This is a genomic window from Nonomuraea sp. NPDC003709, assembly GCF_040610775.1.
Classification (GTDB): Bacteria; Actinomycetota; Actinomycetes; order Streptosporangiales; family Streptosporangiaceae; genus Nonomuraea; species Nonomuraea angiospora_A.
Window position 1 is genome coordinate 28,718 of the sequence record NZ_JBEXMW010000051.1, and the last position, 13,197, is coordinate 41,914.

At 70.3% G+C, this 13,197-nt stretch carries 14 protein-coding genes; 7 read left to right on the forward strand and 7 right to left on the reverse strand.

Translation table 11 applies throughout. The features are described from left to right. Positions 1–2 precede the first annotated feature (2 nt). A complete protein-coding gene (locus tag ABZX61_RS63450; protein WP_355212407.1) occupies positions 3–1,160 on the reverse strand; it encodes an extracellular solute-binding protein in 1,158 nt (385 codons plus the stop codon). Between the two features lie 239 nt (positions 1,161–1,399). Here ABZX61_RS63450 and ABZX61_RS63455 point away from each other — a divergent pair, with 239 nt between their 5' ends. After that, the gene (locus ABZX61_RS63455; protein ID WP_350742451.1) at positions 1,400–2,086 is read left to right on the forward strand and encodes a GntR family transcriptional regulator; all 687 of its coding nucleotides are present in this window, start codon (positions 1,400–1,402) and stop codon (positions 2,084–2,086) included. 52 nt (positions 2,087–2,138) lie between these two features. On the opposite strand, the gene ABZX61_RS63460 is transcribed toward ABZX61_RS63455, so the two are convergent. Beyond that, positions 2,139–3,008, reverse strand: coding sequence for a helix-turn-helix transcriptional regulator (locus ABZX61_RS63460; RefSeq protein WP_355212411.1), 870 nt, complete (start codon positions 3,006–3,008; stop codon positions 2,139–2,141). Positions 3,009–3,206: 198 nt separating this feature from the next. Here ABZX61_RS63460 and ABZX61_RS63465 point away from each other — a divergent pair, with 198 nt between their 5' ends. Next, positions 3,207–3,983 (forward strand): SDR family oxidoreductase, encoded by a 777-nt coding sequence (locus tag ABZX61_RS63465; RefSeq protein WP_350742447.1) that lies wholly within the window; start codon positions 3,207–3,209, stop codon positions 3,981–3,983. An 11-nt stretch (positions 3,984–3,994) separates the two neighbouring features. On the opposite strand, the gene ABZX61_RS63470 is transcribed toward ABZX61_RS63465, so the two are convergent. Next, positions 3,995–4,483 carry a MarR family winged helix-turn-helix transcriptional regulator gene (locus ABZX61_RS63470; protein WP_355212414.1) on the reverse strand — a complete coding sequence of 163 codons (489 nt, stop codon included), beginning with the start codon at positions 4,481–4,483 and terminating at the stop codon, positions 3,995–3,997. 58 nt (positions 4,484–4,541) lie between these two features. Here ABZX61_RS63470 and ABZX61_RS63475 point away from each other — a divergent pair, with 58 nt between their 5' ends. The 3 genes from ABZX61_RS63475 (at position 4,542) to ABZX61_RS63485 (ending at position 7,191) form a co-directional block, all read left to right on the forward strand. Continuing rightward, a complete protein-coding gene (locus ABZX61_RS63475; RefSeq protein ID WP_355212417.1) occupies positions 4,542–5,132 on the forward strand; it encodes a TIGR03086 family metal-binding protein in 591 nt (196 codons plus the stop codon). Positions 5,133–5,154: 22 nt separating this feature from the next. Then, positions 5,155–5,571, forward strand: a complete 417-nt coding sequence (locus ABZX61_RS63480; RefSeq protein ID WP_355212420.1) for a RidA family protein — start codon at positions 5,155–5,157, stop codon at positions 5,569–5,571. Between the two features lie 246 nt (positions 5,572–5,817). After that, on the forward strand, positions 5,818–7,191 hold the full coding sequence (locus ABZX61_RS63485) for an MFS transporter (protein ID WP_355212423.1): 1,374 nt from the start codon (positions 5,818–5,820) through the stop codon (positions 7,189–7,191). 46 nt (positions 7,192–7,237) lie between these two features. Here the strand turns inward: ABZX61_RS63485 and ABZX61_RS63490 are convergent, their stop codons facing one another. From ABZX61_RS63490 to ABZX61_RS63505, 4 genes are all read right to left on the reverse strand, one after another. Then, positions 7,238–7,408, reverse strand: coding sequence for a hypothetical protein (locus ABZX61_RS63490; protein WP_355212426.1), 171 nt, complete (start codon positions 7,406–7,408; stop codon positions 7,238–7,240). A 118-nt stretch (positions 7,409–7,526) separates the two neighbouring features. Continuing rightward, positions 7,527–8,693, reverse strand: coding sequence for a glycosyltransferase (locus ABZX61_RS63495; RefSeq protein ID WP_355212429.1), 1,167 nt, complete (start codon positions 8,691–8,693; stop codon positions 7,527–7,529). 342 nt (positions 8,694–9,035) lie between these two features. After that, positions 9,036–9,653 carry a hypothetical protein gene (locus ABZX61_RS63500; RefSeq protein WP_355212444.1) on the reverse strand — a complete coding sequence of 206 codons (618 nt, stop codon included), beginning with the start codon at positions 9,651–9,653 and terminating at the stop codon, positions 9,036–9,038. Between the two features lie 153 nt (positions 9,654–9,806). Beyond that, positions 9,807–10,214: a hypothetical protein gene (locus ABZX61_RS63505; protein ID WP_355212432.1), complete on the reverse strand. Its 408-nt coding sequence runs from the start codon at positions 10,212–10,214 to the stop codon at positions 9,807–9,809. 548 nt (positions 10,215–10,762) lie between these two features. Between ABZX61_RS63505 and ABZX61_RS63510 the strand changes: the two genes are divergently transcribed. Beyond that, on the forward strand, positions 10,763–12,202 hold the full coding sequence (locus ABZX61_RS63510) for an ATP-binding protein (protein WP_355212435.1): 1,440 nt from the start codon (positions 10,763–10,765) through the stop codon (positions 12,200–12,202). A gap of 220 nt (positions 12,203–12,422) precedes the next feature. Further along, a complete protein-coding gene (locus tag ABZX61_RS63515; protein WP_355212438.1) occupies positions 12,423–13,106 on the forward strand; it encodes an HAD family hydrolase in 684 nt (227 codons plus the stop codon). The last annotated feature ends 91 nt before the right edge of the window (positions 13,107–13,197 follow it).

Here is a 13,197-nt window from a genome sequence, read left to right on the forward strand (position 1 = left end):
TCTCAGCGGCCGAGCAGGCCGTTCCACTTGCCGGTGAACGACTTGACCTCGGCGTCGGGGACCTTCGCGTACTTGGCGAGGATGATGTTGGCCTGGCCCACGGCCTTGACCAGCTCCTGATAGGTGTGCAGGCCGTCGCCGGTCGCGACGCCGTCGCGGTAGGAGGTCAGCCCGCCCTCGGCCACCGCCCGCTGGCCCTCCTGCGACAGCACGAAGTCCACGAACAGCTTCGAGGTCGCCGGATGCGGCGCCTTGGCGGCGATGCCCACGCCGCGCGGCAGCACGACCGTGCCGTCGTCGAGGAAGGAGATCGCCAGCAGGCCGCCGCTCTTCTCCACCACCGGGTACGCCGGGGCGGCGCTGACGAAGAAGCCGGCCACGTACTCGCCGGACGTGATCTTCTCCAGCTGGGTGCCGGACGACGTCTCCGGCCTGGCCAGCGGCAGCACCGACTGCAGCGAGGCCCAGGAGTCGGGGCGGGCCTCGGCGAAGGCGTGCGAGACGGTGAAGCCGAACGCGCCGCTCACGTCCCGGGTGGTGATCTTGCTCTTGTACTGGGTGGGGTCCTTAGCCAGGATCGCCGCCAGGCTCTTCAGCCCGGTCGGCTTCCCGGGCAGCAGCGAGGTGTTGTACGCGATCGACATGGGGTCGGCCGACATGGCGTACACGTTGGGCAGCAGCTCGCCGAAGTCCGGCAGCTTGCCCTTCTCCGGCGAGGCGTACTCCATCAGGGTTCCCGGCCGGGCGGCGAAGTCGGCCCAGGCCTGGGCGGCGTTGGACACGACCAGGTCGGCGGGCGAGCTGCCGGTGGCCTGCTCGCTGAGCACCCGCTGGAACACCTCGTCGCTGTCCAGGTTGTTGGCCGCGATCTTCGTCACCCAGGGGTACTTCTTCTCGAAGTCCCGGAAGATCGGCGCCCAGTTCTCCTGGTCGGTGTTGGAGTAGATGGTGAGGGTGCCGCCCTCCTTCTTGGACGCCTCGATGAGCTGGGCATAGTCGCTCGGGTAGTAGGACGGGGCCTGTCCCGTCGCGATCGTGTTCGGCGGCGGCTGTTTCGCCGCCCCGTCTCCATTACTGCCTCCACCGCCGCAGGCCGTGAGGAGGCCGAGTGCGAGTACGGCGACGCCCAGGGCGCGGAACGTGGGGTGGAAGGTGGTCATGTGCTTCCTCCTAGACCAGGCGCGACCGACCAGCCGTCGCCTGCGATGCCGCATACTCTGCTTCGTTATAACCTATGACGTCAAGCCCTCGTTTCCGGAATGTAACGGGAAGAGCCTCTTAGATGCCTTATAGCGGCTACGATCCGGCGCTCTGGTTCTCTGACGAACGGTCCCGACTCTTGCCGACAAGACTGGATGGCGGTGTAGGTTATAACGGTCACCGACGAGACAGGACAGCGATGAGCGAATCAGCGGCCGAGCTCTACACGACGAAGGCGGACTTCGCCTACCTGCGCGTCAAAGAGCTGATCCTGTCCGGGAAGCTGCTTCCCGGCTCCGTCATCGCACAGGCGCAGCTGGCCCGCGACATCGGCATCAGCACCACTCCCCTGCGCGAGGCGCTGCGCCGGCTCAAAAGTGAGGGGCTAGTCGAGCTGGACGCCCACCGCGACGCCCGCGTCGCGCCCCTGGCCGCCGAGGAGGCCCGCGACCTGCTGGAGCTGCGCCGCTCCCTCGACCCGCTGGCGATCGGGCTGGCGGCCGAACGGCGCACCAAGGCCGACATCGCCGCCATGCGCGCTGCGCACGAGGGCCTCAAGCCGCTGCCCGGCAACCCTGGCTACGAGCAGTTCGTGGCCCACCGCAAGTTCCACGCCGCCCTCTACGCGGCCTCCCACAACGACCTGCTCATCCAGACCCTCGACGGCCTGTGGGACAAGGCCGACCGCTATCGCCGCCTCGCCCTGGAGGTCGAGCGCGGCCAGGCCGCCCGCGACCGCAAGGCCGCCGAGCACGAGGCCCTGCTGGAGTACGTGATCGCGGGCGACGCGGAGTCGGCCGCCGGCGTGATGCGCGAGCACATCGACACCAGCCTCGGCGCCCAGGCCGCCTGGCGCCTGCGCAAGCAACCCGCCGAACCTTCTTGACACGGACGACGGCCGGGCTCGGCGCGAACCGCCGGGCGAGCGCCGGGCAGCGTCAGGAGGCTCCGGGCCGGGGGTGCGCCTGCTGCTGCGGCGCCGTCCAGCTGGTGAGGAGCTGGAGGGCCTGGGCGGTCGCCGAGCCCGGTTCGACGTTGTAGACGCACAGGGTCTGGTCGACGTCGCCGGGTGCCTGGAAGGACTCGTAGGAGAAGTGGAGATCGCCGACGAGGGGATGGTGGTAGGTCTTGGCGCCGTGGGTGCGGCGCAGCACGCGGTGGTCGTTCCACCAGGTGGAGAACTCCGGCGACTTCAGGGTGAGCTCCCCGACGAGGTCGGCGAGCTGGCGGTCGTTGGGATAGCGGCCGGCCTCCAGGCGCAGGACGGCGACGGTCTCGGCGGCGATCCGCTCCCAGTCGCCGACCCTTTCGCGGGCCTCGGGGTCCAGCAGGTAGTAGCGGGCCAGGTTGCGCCGGGGCGCGGGCAGGGCGTCGAAGTCGGTCAGCACCTCGCGGGCGAGGCGGTTGGAGGCCAGGACGTCGGTGCGGCGGCCGAGGATGAAGGCGGGCACGTGGTCGAGGGTGTGCAGCATCAGGTGCAGGCCCGGCCTGACCCGCTGCGGGCTGACCGGCGCCCGCCGCGCGTCGGCGGGGCGGACCAGCAGGTTGGTGAGGTGCTCGCGCTCGGAGGGGTTGAGCCGCAGGGCCCGGGCGATGGCCTCGACGACCTCGGACGACGGGGAGCCGCCGCGGCCCTGCTCGAGCCGGGTGTAGTACTCGGTGCTGACCCCGGCCAGGCGGGCCACCTCGTCGCGGCGCAGCCCGGGCACCCGGCGGGTGCGCCCGTCGAAGGGCAGCCCGGCCTCCTCGGGGGTGATCCCGGCGCGCCGTGAGCGCAGGAAGTCGGCGATCTCGCTGCTTCGGTCCATGTCTCCAGTGTGGCCAAGCCTGGCACGACCGGTCCTCGCCGGGGTGGCCCTGACAGTACCAGTTTCGCGGAGACCTGCCTGGTGAGGGCCCATTTTGACGGCCTGCGAGGGCCTGGCGGGTGGTGTCCTGATGAGGGGGCCGGCGGCGATGCCAGTCACGGCCACCTGTGACTTCACCCACCTTGAAAGGTACCCACCATGACCACGCAGATCTCTGCCCGTCCCCTCACCGGCCGCGTCGCGGTCGTCACCGGCGCCTCCAGCGGCATCGGCGAGGCGGCGGCCGAGCACCTGGCCGAGCTGGGCGCCCGCGTCGTCGTCCTGGCGCGGCGCGCCGAGCGGCTGGACGACCTGGTCGCCCGGATCGAGAAGAACGGCGGCCGGGCGCTGGCCCTGGCCGTCGACGTCACCGACGCGGCCGCGGCGCAGGCGGCCGCCGACCGGGTGGCGGCCGAGCTGGGCGGCGCCGACCTGCTGTTCAACAACGCGGGCGTCATGCTCCCCGCGCCGATCGAGGAGCTGGCCACCGCCCAGTGGCAGCGCCAGATCGACCTCAACATCACCGGCCTGATGAACGCCATCGCCGCGTTCACCCCTCAGCTGGTGAAGGCCGCCGCCGAGCGCGGAGTGGCCGACCTGATCAACACCTCGTCGATCGCGGCCCAGAACATCTTCCCGAACTTCGCCGTCTACTCCGGGACCAAGGCGTACGTCACCCATCTCTCCCGCCACCTGCGGGTCGAGCTGGGCGCGAAGAGGGTGCGGGTCTCGGCGATCGAGCCGGGCATCGTCGCGACCGAGCTGCAGAGCCACGTCACCGACGAGGGGGCCCGGGCGTGGCTGGAGGGCGCCAAGGAGACGATGGAGTGGCTCACGCCGCAGGACGTCGCCGAGACCGTCGGGTTTCTCGCGAGCCTCCCGCCGCGGGTGAACCTTCAGCAGGTCACCATCATGCCGACCGGCCAGCCCAGCTGATCGGCCGCTCCTCAACGGTCGTGGGTCGCGTTCGATCGCTGCGTGAGACGCCGGTCGAGCCGCGACCTCTCGGTGATCTGTTCGCGGGGCAGCCGGTGGAGCGCCTGCAGGGCGCGGAGGAAGCCGTGGCGGTCGGCCGCGGGCAGGCGGGCGAGCAGGCGCTCCTCGTTCGCCTGGATCTCGGCCCGCACCGACCCGCGCACCTCGCGGCCCTCGGCGGTGATCGTGAGGATCCGCGCGCGGCGGTCGTGCGGGTCCGGCTCGCGGGTGATCAGCCCGGCCGCCTGCAGCTTGTCGAGGGTGCCGATGATGCGGGTCTTGTCGGCGCCGATCGCTTCGGCCAGAGCGGCCTGCGTACGTACGGAGCCGTCGTCCAGGGCGCCGAGCACGGTGTATCCCCACATGGAGACCCCATGCGCCGCCAGCACCGGCAGCTCCGCCGCGATGAGCGACTGCAGGAGAGGATGCAGCATCTCGGCGAGATCGCGGCGGGCCGTCACAGGTCCAAGATATCCGGTTGACAGATCATATGCATCCCCAGATCATATGCGAGTGCATATGAATGAGCTCATGGTCGCACTCGACGCGCAGGCCGTTCGCGCCAGCGTCGAACTGGCGGATCGAGTGCGGCCCGAGGATCTGTCCCGTCCGACGCCCTGCCTCGGATGGACCGTGTACGGCCTGCTCGCCCACATGGCCACCCAGCACTACGGCTTCGCCGCGGCGTCCAGGGGAGACGGCGATCTCGCCCGGTGGAAGCTGCGTTCCCTCGGCGACGACCCCGTGGCGAGCTACCGGGCCTCCGCCGAACACGTCCTGGCGGCCTTCGCCGCCGACGGCGTGCTGGAGCGCATGTTCCCGCTGCCCGAGTTCGCAAGCGGGAGCGCCTTCCCCGGGGCGCAGGCGATCAGCTTCCACTTCATCGACTACGTGGTGCATTCCTGGGATCTCGCCAAGGCGCTGGGCGTCGCGGTCGACTTCCCGCCGGACCTGCTGGACGCCGCCCTCGCCGTGGCGCAAGCCGTACCCGTTGGTCAGGCGCGCCTCGCGCCCGGGGCGGCCTTCGCACCGGCGCTCCCATGGTCGGGCGGGTCGCGGCTGGATGAGATCGTGGCAATCCTGGGCCGCTCGCCGAGCTGGCCCACGTGAAATCTTCGGAATGGAGCACAACATGAGCAGCGGCGTCAGATTGATCCGCAACCACCAGCTCACGCAGCAGGTGGAGTACGCCTATGCCGCGGTAGCCGACGCGCCGGTGCGTTCTGTCTGGGTGGCCGGCGCGTGTCCCCTCGATCTCGACGGTGCGACCGTCGCGGTCGGCGACTACGCCGGCCAGGCGCACCAGGTGATGCGCAACCTTGTGACCGCGCTGGAAGGGGCGGGCGCGTCGCTGACCGATGTCGTCAAGACCACGGTCTATGTGGCCTCCTCCCAGCAGAGTGACCTGGGCACGGTGTGGGAGGTGTATCGGGAGTACATGGGCGAGCACGACGTGCCCAGCACCTTGCTCGGCGTGACCGTGCTCGGCTACAAGGACCAGCTCGTCGAGGTCGAAGCCGTCGCCGTGCTCCCATCGGCGCGCGACTGATCCCACCTTCACGAAGCCGGGCGTCTCCTTGGGGACGACGTGCAGGAGGATCGGCCGCGTGCGCGTGAGCCAGGTTCCCAGCCCTGGGGTCTGGCCGATCCCCTCCGGGTTCAACCTCATGACCTTCGGTACCACAGCTCGGGCATCGTGACGACGTCGGCGAAGGACGGTGTTCGTCTGTGGCCTGGGGAAGCCGTGGGGAGGGTGCCGAATATCCGGTTTTGCGCCGTCTATACCCTTGCCGACGTGGAATTCCAGAGAGGGCTGGCCTTACTGGTCGCCGGCACGTTCTTCATGGAGATACTCGACGGCACGGTGATCACGCCCGCCGCGCCGCGTATCGCCGCGGAGCTCGGGATCGCGCCGATCGACGTGAACGTCGCGATCACCGCGTACGTGCTCACCATCGGGGTGCTGATCCCGGTCAGCGGCTGGCTGGCCGACCGGTTCGGCCCGCGCCGGGTGTTCGGGGTGGCGATCGTGCTGTTCGTGCTGGCCTCGCTCGGCTGCGCGCTGGCCCCGACGCTGCCCGCGCTCGTCGCCGCGCGGGTGGTGCAGGGGGCGGGCGGTGCGCTGATGGTGCCGGTCGGCCGGCTGGTGGTGCTGCGGACGACGGAGAAGTCCGATCTGGTCCGGGCGATCGCGTACCTGACCTGGCCGGGCCTGCTCGCGCCGGTGCTGGCGCCGGTCGTCGGCGGGTTGCTGGCCGACTACGCGTCCTGGCGGTGGATCTTCGTGATCAACGTGCCGCTCGGGCTCGCGGCGTTGGTCGTGGCGCTGCGGATCGTGCCCGACCTGCGCGCCGACGCCCGTGACCCGCTGGACCGCGCCGGGTTCGCCCTCATGGCGGTGGGCGTCGCGGGGCTGATCGTGGCGCTGGAAGGGCTCGGCTCGGGGTTCGGGCCGTCGACGGCGGTGGCGCTGGTGCTCGCGGTCGCAGGTCTGGGCCTGGCGGTACGGCACCTGCTGCGCGCTCCGCGCCCGATCGTCGACCTGCGGATCCTGCGGGTGACGACGTACCGGGTCACGGCGGCGAGCGGGTCGGTCTACCGCGGCGTGATCATCGCGATCCCGTTCGTGCTGCCGCTGCTGTTCCAGGTGGGGTTCGGCTGGTCGGCGGCGCAGGCTGGGCTGGTGGTGATCGCACTGTTCGTGGGGAACGTCGGGATCAAGCCCGCCACCACGTCGCTGATGCGCCGGCTCGGGATCCGCACCGTCCTGCTCTGGTCGATCGTGATCGGCGCCGCGTGCCTGGTCGGGATGGCGTTCCTCGAGCCCACGACACCGCTGCCCGTGATCCTCGTGCTGCTGCTGGTGAGCGGGATCGTACGGTCGACGGGGTTCACCGCGTACAACAGCGTGGCCTTCGCCGACGTCGGCCAGGACCGGATGAACCACGCCAACACGCTGCTGTCGACGCTGCAGGAGCTGGGCGCGGGCCTCGGCGTGGCGATCGGCGCGCTGCTCGTACGGCTGGGCGAGACGATACCCGGGGTGGCGGGCGCGGCGGGGCCGTACCGCGTGGCGTTCGTCCTCCTCTCGATCATCCTGGCCCTCCTGGCGATCCCCACTCTGCTTCTCCCCCGAACCGCCGGCGACGAGGTGACCGGCCGCGCGTAGACACGCCCGCCTCCGGCTCCGACGGCGCGGGCCACCTCGGTGCCGATCACCGTCGACGAGCGTCCGGGTGAGGGCGACTCACCGCGCGCAGCCTGGTGACCAGCGGCCACATCGCGTGGAGCCGGTCGGCGGTGGCCGGATACGCCTCCTCGGTCGCGACCGCGAAGCCGATGTCCGGTCCGGCGGCCAGGTGCTCGCGCAGCGGGATGAAGCTCATCGGTTCCTGGCGCCGCCGGCGTCGGGCGAGCTCGATGCCACCATCATCGAGACCGGCAGCGGCTCCCCCACACCCGCGCGCCCGGCAGGCCGGGCGTTCACGCGGGCACGGGCGGCCTTTACCGGCCGGCTGAGTCGAGGAGCAGTTTCGCGGCCACCATCGCTCCGTCGGTGTGGATCGTGCCCGCCACGGCCCTGGCTCGTGCTCGGGTTTCGGGCGCCAGGGCCGTGGTGAGCGCGGCTGACAGGGACTCGACGGTCGGGGTCCGACCGTCGTGTGCCACGCCGACGCCCAGCTCGGCGATCCGGGCGGCCCAGTACGGCTGGTCCGCGATCTGGGGAACCACGACCTGGGGCGCGCCGGCCCGGGAGGCCGTCGTCGTGGTGCCCGCGCCGCCGTGGTGAACGACGGCGGCCACCCGGGGAAACAGTGCCTGCTGGTTGACCTCGCCGACGACGAAGCAGTCGTCCCGATCGTCGATCAGGGCCAGGTCGGCCCAGCCGCGGGCGAGCAGGATGCGGCGGCCGTGCGCGCGGGTCGCCTCGATGGCCACCCGGGCGACGTCCTTCGGGGCGTACGCGGCCATGCTGCCGAAGCCCACGTACACCGGCGGTTCGCCGGCGTCCAGGAACGCCTGCAGCTCTTCCGGGAGCGGGCGTTCGTCGGGCAGGATCCATGCCCCGGTCTGTACGACGTCAAGGTCCGTCATACCCTGCGACGGGCACAGGGTCGCGTCTGCCGCCAGCCACGGCCGGTCGGTGAGGACGTAGTCGCGGACGTTGTCCACCGGCGGCAGGCCGATCGCCGCCCGGTGGCTGTTGAGCGCCTCGCCGTACAACGCGTTCACCCGCTGGGCGTCCTGCTCCCACAGCACCCGGTTGTCGGTCTCGCCCGGCGGGGACTGTTGGCCCGGCCGCGCCCCCGGAGGGAAGTGCCGCGACGGCAGTCCCAGGATATGGAAGCAGGCGCACACGTACCGGATGCCCAGTTTCTCGGCCACGTCGCGTGCACCGGCCGGCATCAGGCCGGTCGCCAGCAGCGCGTCACATCCCTCGGCGGCCGTTGTGAGCGTGTCGAACCGCGCGGCGACCAGCTCGGGAGCGAGCCGGAACGCGGCTTGCGCCGAAGGCGGCTTCGGGCCGGCGACCACCGAGCGCACCGTGGGGCCCAGCGGCACCAGCGGCACGCCGACACGCGCCAGCAGCGCCGCGAACTCCTCGTCCGGCGGAGCGCACACCTGTGCCTCCGCGCCGAGTTCCCGCAGCCTCACCGCGAGTGCCGCCAAGGGTTCTACGTCCCCGCGCGATCCCCACGTCGACAACACCACACGCATTTCGTGTCCCCCGTTTCCGCAGGTTTTCTGGCTTCGGCGGACCATCTTGAGGCACCACCCGGGTCTTGCCGCAAGCCCCCCAGTGCGCTATAACCTGAAAATGGCAAGGAGTGAGATCTCCTTGCCATTGCCATTTGTCACCGAGCCCAGTCTTGGTCACCTATCGTGAGAGATACATGGTCGGCCGGCACCGCCCGCCGGACCGCCTGGGCCGTCACCGCGTTCCTGGCTTTCGCCACCGACATCAGCGCCGACGCCTTCCCGGCTTCTGAGCACTTGATACGCGTGGTGTTCTCAGCCGAGTTCGAGAGGGCCGTTGATTTCGAAGTTCTCGTCGAGAATGGTGACGAGGCGGTCGGCGGCTCGCGGCGTGGTCTCGCTCGCCCATCGGCCGACGAGGCTGAGGAAGCCCTGCAGCCGCAGGTGCACTGTGGCCAGGAGGGCAGGCAGGTCGTCGAGCTGGATCTCCACCTCATGCGTGGGTGAAGGTAGCGAGCGTGAGCCTGACTCCTGCCTGAGCCGGACGGCTCCGGCGATGTATTCGAGCTCGGTGTCGGGATCGTGCCCGAGCCAGATGCCCTGCTTGTGCAGGACGTTGCGCCACTCCCGCCAGTTTTCCAGGCCGCAACAGCATCCCGGCAGGATCTCGGCATTGGTGGCCGTGTCCCTGATCCGTAGCCCGCCTGGAGCGATAAGCGCTTCGGCATCGGCCAGATGCCGGTCCAGCAGATGGTGGAGATCGCTGATCGGCGCAGTCGGGATGTCGGCGTAGCTGAAGATGACCGCCATCGCGGTGCCGACCTCGGCCGGGCTCATCCGGCCGGAGAGGACAAGGATTTTGTCCGTGGCCGGTTCAGCGACCGGCCAGGCGGTGAAGTCCGCCGTTCCGTCGGTCTCCAGAACTGCGTCCATGAGGATCACGGTCACGATTATCGTGGCGGATCGGCGCCTGATCACTTCCGGGCGGCGGCCTATGGAGAAGCAGTTGCTGCAAAGCCTCGGCCGGCAGCCCGTATCGGACGGTCCGGCCTCATCGGCGCGGATGGAACAGCTCTCCGGCATCACCTACGACTGGATGACCGTTTGCTCAGCGCCCGCGACGGTCCCGGCGGGCTGGGTCGGTCCCGCGGGCTCGTGGGCCGAACGGGCGAGCCAGATCGTGAACAGGACGCTGAGTGCCGTGGTGGCGTCGGCATAGACGGTTCCAAGGGCTGCTCCGAGCAGCGCGGCCACCGGTATCGACACGAAGGGAACCACCAAGCCGACGGTGCCGTACCGGACGGTGGACCGCGTCCAGCGCCCATCCTCCCGCTGCGCCCGCAGGATCAGGATCGTCCAGAGCAGTCCTGCCCCGGCGCAGATCAGCGCGAGCCAGTCGGGCATACGCAGGCCGACAAGCTCCAGCACGAGATAGGCGACGCCACCCCCGTACGGCGCGGTCCTGCTCCGGAGGTGGCCCCGCCAGCGGGCCACGCAGGCACTGCCACAGTGCCCAGGCACATGGCAGACCGGCCACCAGCATGACGAGTACGTTCGGCCACGTCGCGGGGGTAGATTCGTCCACCGGTGTGAAGAGGGTCAGCCGCCACAACATGCCGACACCGCCAGAGGTCAGCGCGATCGCCGCGGCGACTGCCAGCGCACCAAGATAAAGGCCCGTGAGGAGCAGAGCCGGAAGGCCCAGACGGTAACGAGAGATCACGTGGCACTTCCAGCGACGGCGGGAATGAGGGGGCGCCTCACCTTAGCGGGTCACTCCCGCCGAGCCGATCAAAGCTACTTCCCGCCCCGTTGAGTTGCCGTTCCCCTCGCGGGCCTGGAGGGGATTGCCCCTGTGGGTTCTGCCCGGAAACCGGTGCGCAACCGCGCCGGTGCGTCCGTTCACGTGGCCGGAGCGGTGGGGCGCAAGCCAGATGGGCGTACGCGTTCTCGGTCCCGCGCGGGATTTCGGGATGCACCAGGACGTACCCGATGGCAATTAATCAGGCGCATTCGTCCGCCCCGATCGCGATGATAGGGATGTGACCGACATCGAACTCGCCGACGCGCGAGCGCTCGCCGAGAGCCTGCGGCAGGTCTACACCGTGGTGGCCGAGCGGATCGGCGAGGCCAACGCCACCTCTCCGCTGGTCGCCAAGGTGACCGAGCACCTCGGCTGCCCGCTCAGCGACGTGGTCGTCGTGGAGGAGAAGTACCGGCTCTACGAGCACGCCGCGCTGCAGACCGCCGCCGACCTCTACCTGGACGCCCACTCCCCCGGCGCGCAGTGGTTCGGCATCGTGGGCGGTGAGCGGCGCTGGGAGAGCATCATCAACATGCTGCTCGCGGCGATGCGTGAGGGCAGCCGCATGCTCGGCCGCCCCGACTACGGAACGGCCCCGATCGGCCCCGACACCACGATCGAGATCGTGCAGCTCGGCCTGGTCGCCACGGCGGCGCCCGACGGCACCCCGGTGCTCATCGGGCTGAGCAACAAGGACGACTACGACGGCCACAGCCTGCTCACCGTGCTGGCGGCCCGGCGGGACGTGGCGAGCGCCGTACGCGACGAGGTGAACCGGCTCAAACAGGACAACGACCCGTTCCGCGGCCAGGTGCTCAGCTTCGGCTTCAGCGAGCACAGGGAGAACGAACTGCTCACCTTCCTGCCCCGCCCCGAGCTGGACCCCGACGAGGTGGTCCTGCCGGAAGGACGGCTGGAGGCCATCGAGGACCACGTCGTGGGCATCGCCGAGCACGCCGACCGCCTCACCGAGGCCGGCCAGCACCTGCGCCGGGGGCTGCTGCTGTACGGGCCGCCGGGCACCGGCAAGACCCACACCACGCGCTACCTCATCGGACGGCTGCGCGAGCACACGGCGGTGCTGATGACCGGACCCGCCATGCGCAAGATCGACTACGCGGTGGCGGTGGCGCGCAAGCTGCAACCGTCCATCGTGGTCGTCGAGGACGTGGACCTGATCGCCGAGGACCGCAGCCACCACGAGACCAGCCCGCTGCTGTTCTCCCTGCTGGATGCCATGGACGGGATCAGCGGTGACGTCGACGTGACGTTCGTCCTGACCACCAACCGGGTGGAGGCCCTGGAGAAGGCCCTGGTGCAGCGGCCCGGACGGGTGGACCTCGCGGTGGAGGTGCCGCCGCCTGACGCGGCGGCGCGCGAACGCCTGATCCGCCTGTACGCCCGCAACCGGCCCATTGTCGCCGACACCGCCAAGGTGGTCGCCGCCACCGAGGGGGTCACGGCGTCGTTCATCAAAGAACTGCTGCGCCGGGTCATCCTGGTCGCGTTGCGCTCCGACGAGCGGGTGCTCACCGACGATCATTTCGACACGGCGCTGCAGGCGATGGCGGGCGACGGCCAGGCACTCACCCGCGCGCTCCTCGGCTCCCAGGAGACGGCGGCTCAGCCGAAGCACGAGCGCACGGCCGCCCGGCTGGAGCCGACCGCCTGCTCGTGACCCGAAGCCGGCCCGCCGCCTGCGCCGCGGGCTGCCTGGATCAGGGCGGTCACGACGTCGGCCGCCGAGCGGGGTAAGGGCGGCCAGGGTTTCGCCGGCGGGGGACGGGCGCTTCCGGCGAGCTGTACGGGCGGCTCAGCAGGTGCACGTTGGATAGCTCGCTCGCTCGCCCCCTGCCGCCTGTCTGCTGCGCCGGCGGTGGCGTCGTTAGGGTGGCGGTGTGATTCGCGCCGTGGTGATCGATGTGGATGACACGCTCTGCCTGACCGAGGCGGCGTGTTTCGAGCTGGAGAACGAGGTCCTGGCGCGTCTCGGTCGTTCGCCGATGTCCCGGGCGGTGCATCTGTCCACGTGGGGGTTGCCGCTGCTGGAGGCGATGCCGAAGCGTTCGCCGGGCGTCGATCTCGCGGCGTTCGCGGCGGTATATCGGGAGGTGCTCGGGGAGTACGTGGCGGACGGCCGGCTGGATGCGATCACGCCGGAGAACCTGCGGGCGCTCGATGAGCTCGCCGCAGCGGGGCACGGTGTCCTGCTGCTGACCTCGCGTACAGAGGCGGAGGTGGAGCATCTGCTGGCCCCGGATCATGTCCTGGCGGGCCGGTTGGACGGCGTTTACCACGCCGGCAACGTGCGTTTCGGCAAGCCGGACGGCCGCGCTTTCGACGAGTTGCTGGCTGCGACGGGGCTGGAGCCCGGTCAGTGCGTGTACGTGGGCGACTCCCCCGGTGACGCTCAGGCCGCCAACGGGGCGGGGCTGGGTTTCATCGCCTGCATGCAGAGCGGCGTCAGGCGGCGTGCGGATTTCGACGGGCATCGCGTGGACGCGTTCATCGATGCGTTTCCCGAGATGGTGGAGGTCGTTGCCCGCTGGGCGGGCGGGGAGCGCCGGATGAGTCAGCTCTAGGGCCTGTTTCAGAAGTGGATCATCTGGGTCCACTTCCGAGATGATCTTTGCGTGGGTCGGGGAGATTTGACCGCGGCGCAGTGGGCGATGC